The organism is Microbulbifer okhotskensis, from assembly GCF_023895975.1.
Classification (GTDB): domain Bacteria; phylum Pseudomonadota; class Gammaproteobacteria; order Pseudomonadales; family Cellvibrionaceae; genus Microbulbifer; species Microbulbifer okhotskensis.
Window position 1 is genome coordinate 1 of record NZ_JALBWM010000097.1, and the last position, 15,761, is coordinate 15,761.

Annotated in this window: 22 protein-coding genes; 11 read left to right on the forward strand and 11 right to left on the reverse strand. The window is 46.1% G+C overall.

Annotated features, from left to right (window positions below; translation table 11 throughout):
• A partial coding sequence (locus MO867_RS16825) for a hypothetical protein (RefSeq protein ID WP_252471256.1) occupies positions 1-803 on the forward strand: 803 nt, incomplete at its 5' end.
• A 29-nt stretch (positions 804-832) separates the two neighbouring features.
• Entirely contained in the window at positions 833-1,078 is a 246-nt protein-coding gene (locus tag MO867_RS16830) for a hypothetical protein (RefSeq protein ID WP_252471258.1), read from the forward strand.
• A 49-nt stretch (positions 1,079-1,127) separates the two neighbouring features.
• Here the strand turns inward: MO867_RS16830 and MO867_RS16835 are convergent, their stop codons facing one another.
• The 7 genes from MO867_RS16835 to MO867_RS16865 form a co-directional block, all read right to left on the reverse strand.
• A complete protein-coding gene (locus MO867_RS16835) occupies positions 1,128-1,310 on the reverse strand; it encodes a hypothetical protein (protein ID WP_252471262.1) in 183 nt (60 codons plus the stop codon).
• Positions 1,307-1,483, reverse strand: coding sequence for a hypothetical protein (locus MO867_RS16840; RefSeq protein WP_252471264.1), 177 nt, complete (start codon positions 1,481-1,483; stop codon positions 1,307-1,309). Before MO867_RS16840 ends, MO867_RS16835 begins: the two co-directional genes overlap by 4 nt.
• An 8-nt stretch (positions 1,484-1,491) precedes the next feature.
• On the reverse strand, positions 1,492-1,776 hold the full coding sequence (locus MO867_RS16845) for a BrnT family toxin (protein ID WP_252471267.1): 285 nt from the start codon (positions 1,774-1,776) through the stop codon (positions 1,492-1,494).
• 755 nt (positions 1,777-2,531) lie between these two features.
• Positions 2,532-3,539, reverse strand: a complete 1,008-nt coding sequence (locus MO867_RS16850) for a phage integrase (protein WP_252471270.1) — start codon at positions 3,537-3,539, stop codon at positions 2,532-2,534.
• Between the two features lie 24 nt (positions 3,540-3,563).
• Entirely contained in the window at positions 3,564-3,881 is a 318-nt protein-coding gene (locus MO867_RS16855; RefSeq protein WP_252471272.1) for a hypothetical protein, read from the reverse strand.
• Positions 3,882-3,897: 16 nt separating this feature from the next.
• The gene (locus MO867_RS16860) at positions 3,898-4,218 is read right to left on the reverse strand and encodes a helix-turn-helix domain-containing protein (RefSeq protein WP_252471274.1); all 321 of its coding nucleotides are present in this window, start codon (positions 4,216-4,218) and stop codon (positions 3,898-3,900) included.
• Positions 4,219-4,263: 45 nt separating this feature from the next.
• Entirely contained in the window at positions 4,264-4,587 is a 324-nt protein-coding gene (locus tag MO867_RS16865; RefSeq protein WP_252471276.1) for a helix-turn-helix domain-containing protein, read from the reverse strand.
• Between the two features lie 266 nt (positions 4,588-4,853).
• Between MO867_RS16865 and MO867_RS16870 the strand changes: the two genes are divergently transcribed.
• The 7 genes from MO867_RS16870 to MO867_RS16900 all read left to right on the forward strand — a co-directional run bounded on the left by MO867_RS16870 (position 4,854) and on the right by MO867_RS16900 (position 10,492).
• Complete coding sequence (locus MO867_RS16870; protein WP_252471279.1) at positions 4,854-5,264, forward strand: hypothetical protein; 411 nt, start codon at positions 4,854-4,856, stop codon at positions 5,262-5,264.
• 22 nt (positions 5,265-5,286) lie between these two features.
• The gene (locus MO867_RS16875) at positions 5,287-8,019 is read left to right on the forward strand and encodes a toprim domain-containing protein (RefSeq protein WP_252471281.1); all 2,733 of its coding nucleotides are present in this window, start codon (positions 5,287-5,289) and stop codon (positions 8,017-8,019) included.
• Between the two features lie 256 nt (positions 8,020-8,275).
• Positions 8,276-8,548, forward strand: a complete 273-nt coding sequence (locus MO867_RS16880) for a hypothetical protein (protein ID WP_252471283.1) — start codon at positions 8,276-8,278, stop codon at positions 8,546-8,548.
• Positions 8,545-8,985 carry a hypothetical protein gene (locus MO867_RS16885; protein ID WP_252471285.1) on the forward strand — a complete coding sequence of 147 codons (441 nt, stop codon included), beginning with the start codon at positions 8,545-8,547 and terminating at the stop codon, positions 8,983-8,985. Before MO867_RS16880 ends, MO867_RS16885 begins: the two co-directional genes overlap by 4 nt.
• Positions 8,978-9,220 (forward strand): hypothetical protein, encoded by a 243-nt coding sequence (locus MO867_RS16890; RefSeq protein WP_252471287.1) that lies wholly within the window; start codon positions 8,978-8,980, stop codon positions 9,218-9,220. The genes MO867_RS16885 and MO867_RS16890 overlap by 8 nt, the downstream gene beginning before the upstream one ends.
• Positions 9,221-9,239: 19 nt before the next feature.
• A complete protein-coding gene (locus MO867_RS16895) occupies positions 9,240-9,479 on the forward strand; it encodes a hypothetical protein (RefSeq protein ID WP_252471289.1) in 240 nt (79 codons plus the stop codon).
• Positions 9,476-10,492 (forward strand): hypothetical protein, encoded by a 1,017-nt coding sequence (locus MO867_RS16900; protein WP_252471291.1) that lies wholly within the window; start codon positions 9,476-9,478, stop codon positions 10,490-10,492. Before MO867_RS16895 ends, MO867_RS16900 begins: the two co-directional genes overlap by 4 nt.
• Here MO867_RS16900 and MO867_RS24060 read toward each other — a convergent pair.
• Complete coding sequence (locus MO867_RS24060) at positions 10,489-10,881, reverse strand: helix-turn-helix domain-containing protein (RefSeq protein ID WP_373565899.1); 393 nt, start codon at positions 10,879-10,881, stop codon at positions 10,489-10,491. The two genes, MO867_RS16900 and MO867_RS24060, sit on opposite strands and share 4 nt — an antisense overlap.
• Before the next feature lie 217 nt (positions 10,882-11,098).
• Between MO867_RS24060 and MO867_RS16905 the strand changes: the two genes are divergently transcribed.
• Positions 11,099-11,275, forward strand: a complete 177-nt coding sequence (locus MO867_RS16905) for a hypothetical protein (RefSeq protein WP_252471293.1) — start codon at positions 11,099-11,101, stop codon at positions 11,273-11,275.
• 48 nt (positions 11,276-11,323) lie between these two features.
• Here MO867_RS16905 and MO867_RS24065 read toward each other — a convergent pair whose 3' ends face one another.
• From MO867_RS24065 to MO867_RS16915, 3 genes are read right to left on the reverse strand one after another with little or no spacing between them, the layout of a single operon-like run.
• Positions 11,324-11,650 carry an ogr/Delta-like zinc finger family protein gene (locus MO867_RS24065; RefSeq protein ID WP_373565900.1) on the reverse strand — a complete coding sequence of 109 codons (327 nt, stop codon included), beginning with the start codon at positions 11,648-11,650 and terminating at the stop codon, positions 11,324-11,326.
• The gene (locus MO867_RS16910; protein ID WP_252471295.1) at positions 11,643-12,698 is read right to left on the reverse strand and encodes a phage portal protein; all 1,056 of its coding nucleotides are present in this window, start codon (positions 12,696-12,698) and stop codon (positions 11,643-11,645) included. Before MO867_RS16910 ends, MO867_RS24065 begins: the two co-directional genes overlap by 8 nt.
• A 12-nt stretch (positions 12,699-12,710) precedes the next feature.
• Positions 12,711-14,453 (reverse strand): terminase large subunit domain-containing protein, encoded by a 1,743-nt coding sequence (locus MO867_RS16915; RefSeq protein ID WP_252471296.1) that lies wholly within the window; start codon positions 14,451-14,453, stop codon positions 12,711-12,713.
• A gap of 188 nt (positions 14,454-14,641) precedes the next feature.
• Here MO867_RS16915 and MO867_RS16920 point away from each other — a divergent pair, with 188 nt between their 5' ends.
• Positions 14,642-15,583 carry a GPO family capsid scaffolding protein gene (locus MO867_RS16920; protein ID WP_252471298.1) on the forward strand — a complete coding sequence of 314 codons (942 nt, stop codon included), beginning with the start codon at positions 14,642-14,644 and terminating at the stop codon, positions 15,581-15,583.
• Positions 15,584-15,761 lie beyond the last annotated feature (178 nt).

Below are 15,761 nucleotides of genomic sequence, written 5' to 3' on the forward strand. Positions count from 1 at the left end.
AGGTTTTAAGGCCAGACGGCCTGGCGGATGAAGAGCTTCCTATTTTTCGTAGTGTGCCGTTACCGTTGCAACATGCAGGCAATGAACGCGGCGCGTTTGGTTTCCCGCAGCCGGGCACGGTGGTTGAATTGGCTTTTGCCTATGGCCAGCCAGATCAGCCATTTATTAGAACGGTCTTGTCGCGTGGGGTAGGGGTTCCCGCGCTCGACCGTGAAGATTTAGCATGGCAGCAAAGCGACTCAGTACGGCAGAGAGTGGACGCACACGCAGAGTGGAGCCGGGAGACCCATGGGGATATTCGGGAAAGTTCACTACGCAGAATTATTAAGGCTGCGGAATTACAAAGCAGCTGTGACAACGAGTACCGGCAAGTTAAAGAGCACTCGATAGAGGAAATTGCCGGGGTAAAAGTTATTGAAGTACTGGGCGCTTTGCGTTTGTTGTCGGGTGGTAGTTTAAATATTGGTGCGCTTGATAATTTGAACCTATCAACAACTAGCGATATTAACAGCTCAGTAGGTCGCGACCTAAAAGAGCAGATCGGGAATATTCGAGAGTCTATCGCCAAAACACAGCAGAGTATAAAAGTTAAGGATGGTGGAAAAGCCTGGTTAGGTAGTGAATCTGTAAATGTACTTAAAGTATTGGAAGAATTAATTGATGTGGTGTCGGCGCTCGCTGGTACGTTAGCAACTCACTCACATCCAAGCAGCGGACAAAAGCCAACACAAGAAATTGCAATCACAGCACATCAAACTAGCGCAGACAATTTGAAATCGCAGTTAACGCCAATAGTGGCTTAAGCTGATTATTTAAAAGTAGGGGAAGGAAAATGAAAAGGAAGAACAACAGATACGCAATCTTTGCTGGCGGCGTCAACCTGATAAATGGAGGGGCAAATAGTTTTAAGGTTGCAGCACCTACCGAAAAGGAGGCAATGGAGCTTGCAAAGGAAATTGCTAAATCTGAAAAGGCAATATTTTACTCATGGTTAAATATTTTGGATGTCTGGACGGAGGAAGTTACACGCTATTCAATATTGCGGGGCGGGGTATTGGTTGAGCAGCGTTGCCCTTAGTTTCAGTTAAAGTGCCAGTTTGCGCTGGCACTTTAAAAATCAAAAGCTGTCATTTTCTCGGGCTTACTTTCTTCTCTGATTTGACAAACTTGTTAGACTGCAAGACTGGATTTTCTAAGTCCTGACTTGATTTTACATCTGCTAAATCTTGGCTTTCACTTATCAATCTGTTCCAGTCTGTTTTATCTTCCACCTTAAAGGAATTATTTTCGGTTACTTTTGTGGTGCTCATTTTCTCTTTACCTTTCTAAATTTTTTTAAATCTTCTTCAGTTGGGGTTAGTGCATCGGGATCTGTTTTGGCGCCCTCTTCTATTTCTTCTTCAGTCATTTTTTTCTGGCGCTCATAATCAGTTAAGTCTTTAAGATCTTTAACTTCTTCTTGAGTGTATTTTTTAATACTCATAGTTAAGCCTATTGCCCAAGCATTGAATTATAAATTGCACGTTCTTTCCTGTTCGCTCTTCGAGCGGAGATTAGCCGATAGCTGCTTCCCGAATTTCTTTCAGTATACACGACGAAAAGAATACCAGGTTTGGCCATGCCAATAACTTGAATTCTTTCCTCGCCGTAATCCTCTCGAGTATCTTCGGTTTCAATACGCTCCTGGTCTTGGAATACTTCGGTTGCCACAGCAAAGTCAATGTTGTGCTTGTCGAGATTTCTTAGACGTTTATTTTCATCCCATTCAAAATCCATTTTCTATCCTTGGGTTAGATTTTCCTTATTAATTGTTGTGCCAATCATATATCCGTTTTTTTTGAGGGCAACTACATCTACTTACAAAGAGTTTTTCGAAATTTATTTGTTTTGGCTGAAGGTGCTTTCAGCTATTCCCTGTAAAAAATTATCAGCGACAAGATTTCAAAATCCTTCATAGACTCATTTTGCTGAAAAATTTGTGAATCTTCGTCTAACCCCTTAGATTCCTAGGGCTTCAAGCCAGGCTGGTTAAAAAACGTACCGAAAAAAACGGCGTCGGTCACTCCTCCCCACGCCTGCCGATTTTTGGCGCTCTTTTAGTTGATGAAATGAGACTAGCGGCCCTGGCCTGAGCTGGTGCGGGGTTTGGGTAAGAATTGGATTTCACACTTTGAAGAGTTGTGAAGAGAAGTGAAAGGATGTTGCACAACTGAAAGGCTAGGTGGGTGCAAAGTGTCAACGTGATTTTGCGTTGACACTTTGTTGACACTTTGGCGCTGAAACCAACAAAAGAGTCTTTTACAAAGTTGTCTGTGCAGAATTAAAAAACCCGCGAAAGCTAGGGCTGACGCGGGTTTGAGAGATGGTACCAGAGGCCGGACTCGAACCGGCACGCTTTTAAGGGCGGGGGATTTTGAACCCCCTTAAACTCAGCAGATAGAAGCTGATAGCTACGTACTTGGGGTTTTTTCGGGGTGTTTACAGCTCGTTCAGGGTGGTTTATCCATCTTTATGTGGACACTTTGTGGTCATTAGAGGTTGGCTAAAGGATTCCTAGTAACTGCGTCTGCTAGGTGCTCTGGGGCGAGTTTTGCGTAGCGTTCGGTCATGGCTAGGCTTTGATGGCCCAATATCAGCTTCAGCTGAAGAATGTTGCCACTGTTCATCATGTAATGGCTAGCGAAAGTGTGACGCAATACATGGGTCATCTGACCATCGGGAAGTTGAATGCCTGCACGTTGAATTGCCCCTTTGAAGGCGTCATGACAAGACTTGCTGAATAGTCGGCCTGTTCTTGGTTTCCCCTGTCGTAGCTCGGCTTCTAGATCAACACTGATAGGAACTGCACGGACTTTGCTGTTTTTAGTCCTTGTGAAGTGTACCTTCCCCTGAATTACTTGCTCGGCCCTTAAGCTTTCTGCCTCCCCCCAACGCGAACCGGTGGCGAGGCATAATTTTGCAACTAGCAGGACGTCTGGATTTTTGGAGTTCTCAAGTTCTACTAATAGGGTTTTGATTTGACTACTTTCCAAAAAGATCAATTCCTTCTCATCCAGGCGGATCTTGGGAAGGTCTTTCATTGGGTTGGAGAGTGCCCAGTTACGAAGCTTTGTGAGCGTGCCAAATACGGCTGAGAGATAGGCTTGCTCATGGTTTAGGTTATTTGGCGAAACAAGCGTATCCCGGCTTTTTAGTTTCTCGCTAAGCCGTTGCTTTCGGTAGCGTAGAAAATCTTCACCTGTGAAAGTTCGAGCCAATGGATTGCCAAGACGTTTACAGATCGCATCCAGTTTGACTTTTCTTTTCGAACCGTCTTTTAGTGTGTGACCGTGAAGGGAAAACCAGTCATCAATTAAGTCTTGCAGTCGACGGGTTTCCTTGACGGGTGGCTTCCAGTCGCCTTTAAGGCCAAGCGCCATCTGCTCTTTCTCAAATGTCTCGGCCTCGCGCTTGGTGGAAAATATTTTCCTTACACGAGGGCCTCTGCGGCCTTCGGGCCTAATATCTACTTTCCATCCTGTAGGGCACTTCTTCGCCATCCTTTGTTCCCAGAGTAAAAACTGTTACTTAATCTTTTCGTGGATGTAATAACCAGGAGGAATTTGTCCGGCTGCTATCTTGGCCGCTGCCAATTGACATAACGGCTCTGAACTATTTCTCAAGTCCTCCACCACGATGTCTCCCTCATAAGTTATCCATGGCATAAATTCAGGAAACTTATGCCCAATCTTGGCAAATTCATCTTCTGCCATTCGCACTTTCTGTTGTTCTATGCTCTTCATTCTTATCCAGGGGATGTCGACTAATCCGGAAAAATCCTCACGAGTAATGCCAAGTAGCTCTCTCATACCCTTCAGGCGCTGCCCAGCGCGTAACTTCATGACTTCCCCTGACATATCATTTGATTTTTTCTTCTACGTAAAACCCGCGAGGAATTTGTCCGGCTTCGATTTTTGCAGCCATTAAACGACACAGCTCTTGCTCACTTTCTGCTAGTTCGGAAACGACAATATCGCCCTCATAAGCAAAATAAGGGATGAGTTCAGGAAAAAGCTTCCCTGCTTGCTCGTATTCAAACTCTGAGACTTTAGCTCTCTTTTGTTCGACGTTCCTAAGTCTCACATAATCCATTTTGAGCAATTCGGCGAATTCATCGCGAGTTAGTCCCATCAACTCGCGGATTACTCTCAACCGGTCTCCAGCCCGAAGTTTTAGCATCACCTCTCCTTAAATATAATGTGAACAGTTTTCCGGTGACTGAACCTACTCTTTAATTTTCTCTTCCAAATAAAATCCCTGCGGAATTTGTCCAGCCTCAATCTTTGCCGCAACTAAGCGGCAAAGCCTTTCATTGCTGGCTGAAAGGTCGGAAATAACGATATCCCCTTCATATGTGAAGAACGGTATTAACTCGGGAAAACGTTGCCCGAATTGTTCGTATTCAAACTCTGCCACTTTGGCTCTTTTTTGTTCGATATTTTTGAGTCTTATGTAATCCAGCTTGAGCAATTCAGCAAATTCATCACGGGTTAACCCCATTAACTCGCGGATTACTTTCAGCCGATCACCAGCCCTTAGTTTCAACATTTAAAGATTCCTACATATATCCAGGTAGCAAAGACGCCCAATTCACCTATTCATGCTTCTTTGCCCGCATTTATACATTTGAACACCTAAAAAATCCATGTGCACTGTACGAAAAGTATACATCAGCAGACACTTTGGGACATAACAACCCATTACGTGCTTAAAAAAGCTTGATAAATGCGCTCACAGATGCTTATATGCCTATCAGTAGATAAATAGTATCTCCTCGAAGATACAGGCTTTTACCAGCATGGAGCATGACAACAATGACCCACAATCACCTTCAACCCAACCCCTCCAATGTATCCACCGCACTTCCCGTCCAGCTGGCCAGCCCAGTAATGACCCGTGAGAAGTTCGCTTCTATGTCCGGCCTTCGTGAAGGGCAGATACGCGGCCAGATTGAGCGCGGCCATCTGCCGGTTTTCCACGTTGGGCGCCTTGCTCTGGTTAATGTCGCTTTACTCACCTGGGATGAAGTTCACCTGATTCCCTGCCCAATCATGACCAAGGACGCGTTTGCCAAAGCGACAGGGCTTCGCGAGCAGCAAGTGGAATCACAGCTGGATAGGGGGAATTTACCGCGACGGGATGTTGGGCGCCTTGCCCTGGTGGATGTTGCGGAGTTGGTGAGGCAGTGCATGGCAGAGCCACGCGACGTCAGCTGTCCTTTCTAATTCCTCGGGCATCGGAGTAACCATGGACTACAGCCAAATAAACCGAGATGTTGTCGAGTCGCTAGAAAAGGATTTGAGTTTTAAATTCAAGCGCAGTGGCAAGTATCTAAATTCTGGCAACTGCCCAGAATGCGGGAAGAAATCAGCATGGATTAAGATTGAAAAACCAATCACTGTGCGCTGTAACCACAAAAATAATTGTGGTTATGAAGAATCTGTTCGGGATATTTACCCGGACATTTTCGAAAATTTTTCTGAGAGATTCCCGGCAACTCCTGAAGAACCCAACGCAACAGCCCGAGCGTATATAGAGCATGTTCGCCAGTTCCCGCTTCTTAAAGTGGGGGACTGGTTTGAACAGGCCGCGCGGCCTTTACCTGAAGGTGACTATGCACCCGTGGTTCGTTTTCAGCTATGGGGCGGTTTCTACTGGGATCGCGTAATTAATAAAACCCATGAGCGCGCATTAGGCGACAAAAGCTTTTTTAAAAAGAATATTAAGTACGGGGGTAAATGCTGGCAGCCCCCAGGCCAGCAGATAGAAAAGGGCGATACCGTTTTTATTGTGGAGGGTATCTTTCACGCTATAGCCTTATGGCTTTGCGGCTATAAAGTGGTCGCCGCATTTTCAAGTAATAACCTGCCCACAGAGCTAATAGAAGAGCACAAAGGCCAAGAGATAACCTGGCGTCTTGGCTATGACGACGACCCTGCTGGTCGCTCTATGGTCAAGAAATATTATGAGCGCCTGGAATCAAAGGATGAAAAAGTAGACGTTGCCCTGGTGGGCGGTGGCAATGACTGGGACGACTTGTACCGAGCAGAAAAAATAACTCCTGATTTTATTGAGGAATGTCTTTATCGGGGGCGCCTCTTTACGGCTAGTAGCATTGAGGAAAAATCCTACCACTGGTATTGCAAAAAACGTCGTAGTTATACGGTATTAGATTTCAATAATCGCCTGTATTCCGTGCATGTTGATGATGATATTAATAAACAATTATCGAAGTTTATTGAAGATCAAAAACAGGTAGATATAGAAGACTCTGATATTGAAAAAGAAACGCCTAAAACTATTGAAGAGGCTTTAGCCACAGATAGAGGGCGCGAACTTTTTAACAATAACCTAGATGAAAACAGCATTAGCAACTGTCTTCCTAAGTTTCTTTACTGTGAGATAGATCAAGAGACAACAGACGTTGCCTATTTTTTCGATATTTATCTACCTAAAGGTAAAGGTCTACAGGTTGCCCTCACCGGCTCAAATCTGGAGAGCCCAAAATCCTTTAATAAAGCACTCCTTAATCAAGCACCGGGGAGTACATTCGACGGCAGTGAAAACCAGCTCAAGATGTTGCGTGATCGCTGGTTTGATAATGGCGTTAAGCAGGTGCGGACTATTGGATACCTGGGTTACGACAAGTCCTGTCAAACCTATGTCTATCAGGATTTCGCCTTTCACAATGGCCGGCGCTTAAAGGTCAATAAGCAAGGCTACTTTGTTGCCGGTAAAGACCGCATTAAAACTGGCTTTAAAAGTCTCTACATCCACAACAATAAGAGCTTTGATCCCAGCTGGATACAGGATTATTACTTGGTGTTCTCCCATCTAGGCATGGTCGCGCTTGCGTTTTGGATGGCTTCACTATTTGCCGAACAGATCCGAGCAGAACTAAAGGTATTCCCATTCCTGGAGCTAACCGGCGAGCACGGTGCCGGTAAATCCACTGTAATTGAATTTCTGTGGAAGCTATGTGGTCGTGACGACTACGAAGGCTTCGACCCCAGTAAAGCTACATTTGCAGCCCGTGCCCGAGCACTATCGCAGATGTCCAATATGCCGGTGGTGATGATTGAATCCGACCGCCGGAGCGATTCCGCCAAGAAGGGCGCTTTTGATTTTGAGGACCTGAAGACCGCCTACAATGGCCGTGCCATTCGGTCAACCGGTGCTTTTAATCGTGGCAATGAAACCGTAGATCCGCCGTTTCGTGGCTCTATTGTAATTGCTCAGAATGACACCGTAGACGGTAGCCCCGCATTGCTATCGCGCATAGTCCACTGCCACGCGACCAAAGCGCACTTTTCAGAGAAAACCAAACTGTTAGCCCAGCAGTTCGAGCGAGCCGCAGTGGAAGAGGTCAGCGGCTTTCTACCTGCTGCCTTGCACAAAGAGAAAGTCATTGTTGGCAAAATCTTAGAGGACTATCCGAAGTTTGATGCGGAGTACGCCCACCGGGGCGAGATCCACGACCAGCGGGTAGTGAAAACCCATGCGATGGCCTCTGCCATGGCTGGAACTTTGCCCATTCTGTTTCCCTCACTCACCGCCAAGACCATTCAGGATATACAGCACTTTATTTATACCCGCGCGGTAAGCCGCCAGGGCCGCTTAAGCGCAGATCACCCAGAAGTACAGAAGTTCTGGGAGATATACGACTACCTCAATGTGCGCCTAGTGACGGACTCCGAATCACCAGAGGTGTATGCCAACAGGGCCGGCAAAGTAGAGGCGCAGACCCTCAACCACAGCAAAGACACCGGCTTAATTGCCATCAACCTGATTCACTACAAGCAGCAATGCGAGCTGGCCAAAGTGGATCACCCGGACATCAAAGAGCTGAAAAAGCTATTGCCCAATAGCCGCCGCCACAAGTTTATCGCCTGCAAAAACGTGAAGTCCGGGATTGATGACGACCGAGCGCGCTATTGCTGGGTTTTCCAGCATAGAGACGCCAATAAGGGTGCCGCTTAAGAAACGACAGGGGGCGTCGGAAAGACCTAACCGGCCTAACCGAAACCCAAAAACGCCCGCAATGCCAGCAACCATGCGGGATACAGAGAAGCCGAAAAAACTAACTTTTTCCTAACCAAGACCTAACCGAGTTAGGAAAAACAAAAACTAGAAACCTAACTTTTTACTTTAAAAAAATCCTTACAAATCAATTGGTTAGGTTTTTGGTTAGGTCAGGTTAGGTTTTCAACCTAACCGAAATTAGGGAGCTAAGTGCATGAAAGATAAGGACTTTTTGTTGGTACAACAGGGGCGGTTAGCAAAGTTAGGTCTTTCCGACACCCCCCCCCTTATATCTGCCGCCACAGACACTTATGGCGAGCCCCACCGCCGCAACTGCCTCGCTTGGCACCTGCTATGCACCCGCACTCGATCTGAGATAGGGCAGTGGCTGAAGAAGCAAAGCGGGGGTATGGCCGAGGATATGCGCAGCCGCTTGAACCAACTGAAACATCAGGTGCAGGAAATGCGCCGGGAGGCTGAGGAATGAACCAGCGCGGGTTACGCCTTTACCAGACGGTTACGGAATATCAGGTTTACAACGCATGGCTGAATAACGCACAAATCCACGCCGCCTGTAGTTGGCCAGAAGTCGTGCGCGATCAATTGCTTTTTGGTTGTCTCTATCGCGAGGCCGCCTACACCCATCGCGGGCAGAGCCCGCAACAGTTTTCAAAATACAACAATGAGGAAATCGCTATGCCCGCCAAAGAAGTTTGTGTACTTGATCTAGCTGAAGTTCGCCAAATAAAGCTTGCGCTCGCTTTATGTCGTGAGCGTATCGCCTGCCCGGAAACAACCACCGTAAATAGGCAGGAAGCTGTTCGGGAATTAAGAGCTGCGCAAGATATTTTTGTAGCACATGAAGATCGGGTTTCAGATATTAGAAAGTTAAATAGTGAACTGGGAGGGGCCGCACATGGATAAGAAAACCGTTGCTATTTCAGCAGACTTGTTGGATCGGATTGAATATTTGGTTGGGCTTTTAGGTGGGTACGAAACGCATCTTGTGAACGGAGGATCACTAACGCCTGAGATAGTACGCAATAGTGATTGGGCAAGAAACCAATTGACTGATTGCGCAATAGGCATCTTCGAGGAAATCAGCCTGCCACCTATACAGCCCCAGACCATTCATAAGGTTTCTGGAAAAATTCACTAGGGAAGGTGAGGGATAGCAAATGACTGATGATCAAATGGAAGCCTGGGAGAAGATCAGATCGGTATCAGATAGGGCCAAATTTCTTTTAAGTATTGGCGTGACTGCTGAACTGGAAACTGATGAACCAAATTTAGAATTCCGGGCTTATGTGGGCGATGTACGATTACCCATTACCGGTGCAACAAAATTAACAGCCATAGAAAGGGGCACAACTTGGTTACAGGAAAAAGCAAGGGAAGCTGAGGAGAGAAAACAGTGAATTTCTGGATATATCCAACCGGTGTGGCCGCCCTTATATTTTGCGGAACCTCTGTAGTTTTTACCATAGGCCTATGGATATCCATTCCCTCTGCTGAAGGCGAGCCCCTGGTATGGGGTATAACTACTGGCGGGTTGGTGGCGGGTTTGACCGCCGCCGCCCTGGAGCTGTGCAAATTCTCCTTTGCGCCTCTCGGCTTATGGTTGAAAAGGAAGGGCCGTTCTATTGGTAGCGTTCTGTTGATCTTATGGCCTTTTCTAGTATTAATCAGCATAGCCGCCACTGTTGGCTTTCTGGAAAGCAACACAACAAAGCAGCAACAGTCGATAGCTGTTAATAGCGCTGAGTATCAAGCGTTAAAACAACAGTTAAACAGTTACAACCGGCGAATTAACAATATAAACGAAATAATCACCGGTTATAAAGCGGGTAATTTCAAGAAAATAGCTCTTGAAACAGATGAACGGTTGGATGAACTAGAGGAAAGGCGAGATAAGACACTGGCCCAACTTAAAGCCGTACAAGGCAGTACCGCAAACAGCGCCCAGGCGGCTTTTACAGGCTGGGCAACCCTAACCCACTTAGACCCACAAAAACTACAGCACAGCGCTTTTCTGGCGCTGGCTGTAATTACTGACTTGGTAGGGTTGATTGCGTTACTAGCCATTAACAGTGCGCTAACTGTTAAAAGCACCGTTACAGCAGAACAGGACAACATTGAACAGAAGGAACAATTAACAGAGTATGAACAGCCAGAACAGAATCACCAGGAAATACCAAAAAGCACAATAGAACTAGATGAATCTTTTAGTAAAATGCAACGGGATTTAGCTATCCGTATTGCTGATGGTGAATATGGAACAACGCCAGTGTTACGAGATATTAACCGATCAGTCACCGGGGGTAATGCTGTAGTAAGCCCCGTTTTTAAGCATCTGCAAAAAATAGGTGTGATAGATAAGAAGGGGCGAGGATTCGTCTTGATAAAATGTTTAGCTAAGGCCCCTGGTTAGGGGCCTTTATTTCTCCCCCTTTCCCTGTCCCTTTTCTCATGTTTATAGACCATCTCTAGGTGTTGTAATACCAGCGATCTATGATCCTCATTGAGTTCTGATAAGATGGACATATAAAAAACAGCGTCCTCTTGTAGCACTGAGTCACTGCTTTCAGGGCAAACGATACTGGAAACCGGCACACATAATAGAGAACACCAATCAGCAAGAAGCTCTGCTGGAATGGGTTGTTTACCGTTCTCCATTTGTGATAGTGAATCATTACGCACATTCAATCGTTTGGCCAACTCTAGGCCTGTAACACCAGAACTCCGCCGTGCCTTTTTGAGCCGTGCCCCAATTTTTTTGCGAGAAGCCAACCGCGTCTCAGGACTAAAATTAGTCGTCATATTTCACTTGACTGTTCCGTCCTTAAACAGTGGCGCCCCCTTATTGAGAATTAATTTTTAAAGTTTTTGGCATATCCAAAAAGTAGCTTTCTAAATTTTGGGCCTAATAAAATGTAGCAAAATTTGCACTTTACTAATATAAAAAAATACTGCTAAATAGTTGCCGCGTCCCCGAAATAGGTAGGGACTTTTTCTGAGAAGTAGTACAGGAGGTTCAATGTCTTCTAAAGATAATAACTTGGAAGTCACGGAAGAATTGTCAGAAGTGGATAAACTGTTGGCACTGGTCCAACATGTAGCCGGGACAAACGTCGACTCTTTAACACCTGATGCAAAGGGTGGTTTCTATCTATTGGTTGACCACGCGAGAGACAAGTTAAGAGCGTGTATCTAATAATTAAAGTGATGGAATATTTAAAAGGCGCTATATGCGCCTTTTTTATTAGCTGGCTATTTGTGCCTGATTGATCAGGGCTTGACGCTCAGAGTTAGAAAGGCCGCGCAAGTAATCTAAGGCCGCCTCTTTTGCTTGCAATTGTGAAGGGGCGATTGAATGGCTATAGGTTAATTTCGCTACGAAGTAATGCCGACACTCTGGATTAGTGCAAGTGCAATAGAGATCAACCACTTTAGGGTCAATTTCATTCCGGCTATTTATTAGCGCTTTATGCCCGCACGTCTCACATTTAACCCGCATTATCGTATTCCCCTCAGCCGTAAGGGGAAATCTTATCACTTTGTTATCCCTCAGGGGGTAACTATTATCCATTCTGTGCAAATTCTGGCTTTTCAAATCCTATCCGTTTGCTCTTCGGCAGCCACTCATTCAACTGCAAAAAAACGTCCTGCATAGGCACAACCTCATTCTCAAAATAGACGCGGGTGATCTTCTCTATATCCCCAAACCCCCCGCTATTTTCCGGCATGACTCCAGCCAGTGCGGGCTGAATTCGCCACATACTTAGAATATCGTTCCTTGTTAAGTTCTTGATTCGCTCGAACTCATCTTTGGTGGCAATGTCACCTACTGGAATAATCTGAACACTCTTCTCCTTTCCGTTGGGAATATTCAGGAACATTGAACGGAAGTTGCCCACCCCTTTACTACTCTTTATTTGCTCCTTGATAGCCGTCTCATCCTCTGGGCTAAGGTGTGCGTCTGCGGTGTAGAAGATGTACCCCATGTGGGCGCCGTTGTTGTAATAACGGCGCCTAAAGAGCGTGCTGTCTTCATTTAGCAAAACTGATTGAACGCCGCCTAGATATTGTGGCCTACCGTAGATTTGCTGTGCGGGGTCATACTCCTTCAGCTGTACAACCTCCCCAGGCTCATAGACAACCGGGTCAGCGCCATTTGGTTGCAACATGCAAAAGCGGTCAGACTCTTTCATTCTCCGCATATTGACCCCCGGCAAATGCTCCAAGCGCAGAAGTTGGCCAAAGGTGTTGTACTTCTTTTTGAAATAGCAGTGCCCTAACACCTCATTATCAAATCCAGCTTTTGCTAGACATTCTGTGCGAACCCCACCACCGGGTTTAAACCATTTGCGCAACTGGTTGCGCTTGAAATAGGGGATAGTCCCGTGGTGGGCATTGGCACCTAGAAGATTGATCAACCCGGTTTGACTTACAGGGGGCACGTAGTAGTCACCACCAGGTTGAAGGAATGTACCGAGATAATCCCCCAGGCTCCCATTTAGGACCGGCTCAGGATCACCAAAGCTAAACATTGTGGGGCCGTTATCTACGGGGGTTGCCTTCATGTTCTCAGAACTGGCTTTTGCCTTTGCTTTGAAGCGGTTTCTCTTGCGTCCCATTAATTACTCTCTCTAGCTGGCAAGTGCCACAGTGGTTTTACGTTGGTATCGATTTAGGGGTTCATTGCTAAGGGCGTGCATAAGTGCCCAGGCCACGTCCGCGTGGCCAGTGGTGCTGGTTCGATTTGCGGCGTAGGTAATTTGGTCGTTGCCGGTTGTAACCTGGTGAATCTGCAAAAACGCTTGGGGTAAGTCTGTGTGTTCTGCGTCCCATTCGACGCGACCGGATTCAATAACATCTTGCGCTTTGAGCACCAGGTTTGTTTTTGTATTGATGCCGTAGGTAATGGGCGTTACCCGTGGGAAGAAGGCTTTGACCATCTCATAAACCCCAGTGCCCGGCCCGGTACAATCAATGCCGATAAACTGGGTATTATATTTTTCCGTGAGTTCTTTAATCCGGTTTGCTTGCCACTGCCAAGCGCGGTTGCGCATAACAATTTTTTCCAATACGCGGAATTTCCCACCAGATTTAAGCGGCGGAGCAATAACAACGACTGCGGCACCGTCGCCACTACGGGAGGGGTCATAACCAATCCAGACCGGGAGATTGCCATAGGGCCGAACTTCGCGCTTTTTAAAGTCGACCCAGGTGACATTGGTATCAATCGAACAACTAAGCAAATCATCTAATTTAAATACTGATAAGCCCGCCTCCATAAAGGCGCACATAAATAAGTTATTAAATTCAGAATCGCTGTATTCGTCTTTAAGTTCTTCGATATTGAAAAGTGTACAGCCTTGTTCTTCGGCGTCCTTGACGGTGACGATGTTTCGCCAGATGCGATCCTTTCCTTTTTGCCCAGTCTTCAGGGTTTCCCGTGTAAGATCGAATTCAACTTTATTTTTTCTATTTTCGTTGTACTTCTCGCCACTCCATAGCGGGTAAGCGCCGTGGCTTTTTACTGACGGTGTAGAGAAATAGGTTTTACGCCATTTCTTTTGAGAAGCCATGGCGCTAGCCAGTTTATTTAGGTTCTCAAAATCGGGTATCCAAAAAACTTCATCAATATAGAGGTGGCCGTGATAGCTCTGTGCGGTGCGCCCGTTGGTCGATACAAAGCGCAATTCAGCTCCGTTGGAAAGCTGAATAAAGTCAGCGCCTTTAAGCTCAATATCAAAGTATTTGCTGGCGAATAAAAGAATGTAAGCCTTAAATACTTCTGCCTGACTGCGGCTGGCGGAAAGGAATATCTGATTGTCACCTGTGATTATGGCGTCTTCAAATGCTTCCCAGGCAAAGTAATATGTAGCGCCTATCTGACGTGATTTGAGTATAAAGCGAGTGCGTTCGCTCTTATGGTCATGCCAGCGGTGCTGGTAGCCGTAGAATAATTCTTTGCGAATCTCTTCCAGCTGCTCCGCTGTGATTTCACTAATATCATTTTTAGGCTTTTTCTTTTTGCCTTTACTTTCCCCGCGCTCCCCTCGGGAAGCTACCGCCTTTTCCTTTGCTGTGCGCGCCTTCTTTAAATCAATTCCGGCCAGCTTATCCAACAGATTTCCAAGGCGGTCTATTTCTGTGAAGTCCTCCTTTGTTTTATTGGGCTTCTCCACCAGGGCTATCAAGCGTCGAGTGGTGGCTTGCTCCACCGTCTCATGTTGAAGCATATCTTCCCAGTGGCCTTTCTCCGCCCACTGGTAAACCACCCGAACGCTGTTCAAGTTTAATTGCTCCGCTATCTCTCGTGCGCTCACTCTGCGCAACCACATCAATTTAGCGGCGGTTTTGATTTCGTCTGAATATGTAGCCATGCCGAGCAGTGTACGCAACGAAATTAATATTTTTGCCCGGTTTAATTCCTAAGAATTCCTGTTTTCCAAAAATAGGAACTTCTAGGAATTTATTGAATTGTGAGGTGTGCCGACTACCTATAAATTTCAAATCCTCAGCGCGGCACAGACCGCAAAAAAATTATCTTTCAACAGTGTGTGGGCGAACGATGGCAAGAAATCTGAAAACCGGCTGGGTGGTATTGGCTACTAGTGGATCAGTTGTACATGGTCTTGAAGATGGTCGAACCATTGAAAAGCAGTGGTTGTTAGATATGGCGGAAACCTACAACACAAAAATACACACCGCCAGAATCTGGCCAGACCATCAGCGCTACTGGAGCGGCGGCAAAGTATTAGCTTTGAAAGCAGAGGAAGCCAAAGAGCCAGAATTAAAGGGGGAAATCCAGCTTTACGGGATCATAGCGCCTAATGATTATTTAATAAGCGCGAACCGTAACGGTGACTACACGCACCCATCTATTGAGGTTGGCGAGGACTACCGAGGCACAGGCAAGTATTTTCTAAAAGGTCTTGGCGTAACCGATGAACCAGCCAGCGCGGGAGTTTCAGAGCTTCACTTTTCTTCTAATTCCGGCAAAAAAGAAAAAGCCATAGTGTTTAGTGGGCATCAATTCAATGTGGCGGAATCTTTGGAGCAAGAAAGAGGCATCTTAAAACGTATTTTTAGTAGAGAGATGCATCAGGAAAACAATTTCAGTAACGAACAGGAAAGCGAAGACATGAATTTTAGTGATGCTCAGAAGCAAGAACTTGCCGAAATAATCTCAACCGCATTGGTTACAGGATTTACAAAGATAAATCCAAATCCTGCCCATAATCATACACTTTCATTAGATCAAATCCCGAGCCACACCCACGGGAAAGAAGAGTTTACAGCCAAGCCAACTGGTGGTCAGGGTGATGTAAAACCAGAAGAGGGAGCCCCCGAGGGTAACAAAGGGGAATCTGTTCCCTTGGAAGAATTTAATAAGTTAAAGAACGATCACGAAGCATTAAAGAATCAATTCAGTGCAGCTCTGAACAATGAGAGACCAGGCACACAAGCCCCTGAAGGTACCGGCGGCGCAGAGTCAGAGCGTGTCCTATAAATACTATTTCCCACTGATTTGAAATAGACAAACACTCATATTTACCCGGAACAGAAATCCATGAACTTTAAAACCAAAAAATTATTTTCCGCGATGCTGGTTGCTATGGCATCGACCTATGGTGTCGCAAGTGTTGCAGAAAAGTTCAGCGTCGAACCTTCAGTAGGCCAGGAGCTAC

Coding starts and splice junctions, on each gene's coding strand:
- MO867_RS16860 (WP_252471274.1), bottom strand. CDS start 4,218: ATGCTAAAACTTCGGGCTGGAGACCGGTTGAGAGTAATCCGCGAGTTG.
- MO867_RS16920 (WP_252471298.1), top strand. CDS start 14,642: ATGGCAAGAAATCTGAAAACCGGCTGGGTGGTATTGGCTACTAGTGGA.
- MO867_RS16910 (WP_252471295.1), bottom strand. CDS start 12,698: ATGGGACGCAAGAGAAACCGCTTCAAAGCAAAGGCAAAAGCCAGTTCT.
- MO867_RS16875 (WP_252471281.1), top strand. CDS start 5,287: ATGGACTACAGCCAAATAAACCGAGATGTTGTCGAGTCGCTAGAAAAG.
- MO867_RS16890 (WP_252471287.1), top strand. CDS start 8,978: ATGGATAAGAAAACCGTTGCTATTTCAGCAGACTTGTTGGATCGGATT.
- MO867_RS16840 (WP_252471264.1), bottom strand. CDS start 1,483: ATGAGTATTAAAAAATACACTCAAGAAGAAGTTAAAGATCTTAAAGAC.
- MO867_RS24060 (WP_373565899.1), bottom strand. CDS start 10,881: ATGACGACTAATTTTAGTCCTGAGACGCGGTTGGCTTCTCGCAAAAAA.
- MO867_RS24065 (WP_373565900.1), bottom strand. CDS start 11,650: ATGGATAATAGTTACCCCCTGAGGGATAACAAAGTGATAAGATTTCCC.
- MO867_RS16905 (WP_252471293.1), top strand. CDS start 11,099: ATGTCTTCTAAAGATAATAACTTGGAAGTCACGGAAGAATTGTCAGAA.
- MO867_RS16880 (WP_252471283.1), top strand. CDS start 8,276: ATGAAAGATAAGGACTTTTTGTTGGTACAACAGGGGCGGTTAGCAAAG.
- MO867_RS16855 (WP_252471272.1), bottom strand. CDS start 3,881: ATGAAGTTACGCGCTGGGCAGCGCCTGAAGGGTATGAGAGAGCTACTT.
- MO867_RS16870 (WP_252471279.1), top strand. CDS start 4,854: ATGACCCACAATCACCTTCAACCCAACCCCTCCAATGTATCCACCGCA.
- MO867_RS16835 (WP_252471262.1), bottom strand. CDS start 1,310: ATGAGCACCACAAAAGTAACCGAAAATAATTCCTTTAAGGTGGAAGAT.
- MO867_RS16850 (WP_252471270.1), bottom strand. CDS start 3,539: ATGGCGAAGAAGTGCCCTACAGGATGGAAAGTAGATATTAGGCCCGAA.
- MO867_RS16845 (WP_252471267.1), bottom strand. CDS start 1,776: ATGGATTTTGAATGGGATGAAAATAAACGTCTAAGAAATCTCGACAAG.
- MO867_RS16865 (WP_252471276.1), bottom strand. CDS start 4,587: ATGTTGAAACTAAGGGCTGGTGATCGGCTGAAAGTAATCCGCGAGTTA.
- MO867_RS16895 (WP_252471289.1), top strand. CDS start 9,240: ATGACTGATGATCAAATGGAAGCCTGGGAGAAGATCAGATCGGTATCA.
- MO867_RS16885 (WP_252471285.1), top strand. CDS start 8,545: ATGAACCAGCGCGGGTTACGCCTTTACCAGACGGTTACGGAATATCAG.
- MO867_RS16830 (WP_252471258.1), top strand. CDS start 833: ATGAAAAGGAAGAACAACAGATACGCAATCTTTGCTGGCGGCGTCAAC.
- MO867_RS16915 (WP_252471296.1), bottom strand. CDS start 14,453: ATGGCTACATATTCAGACGAAATCAAAACCGCCGCTAAATTGATGTGG.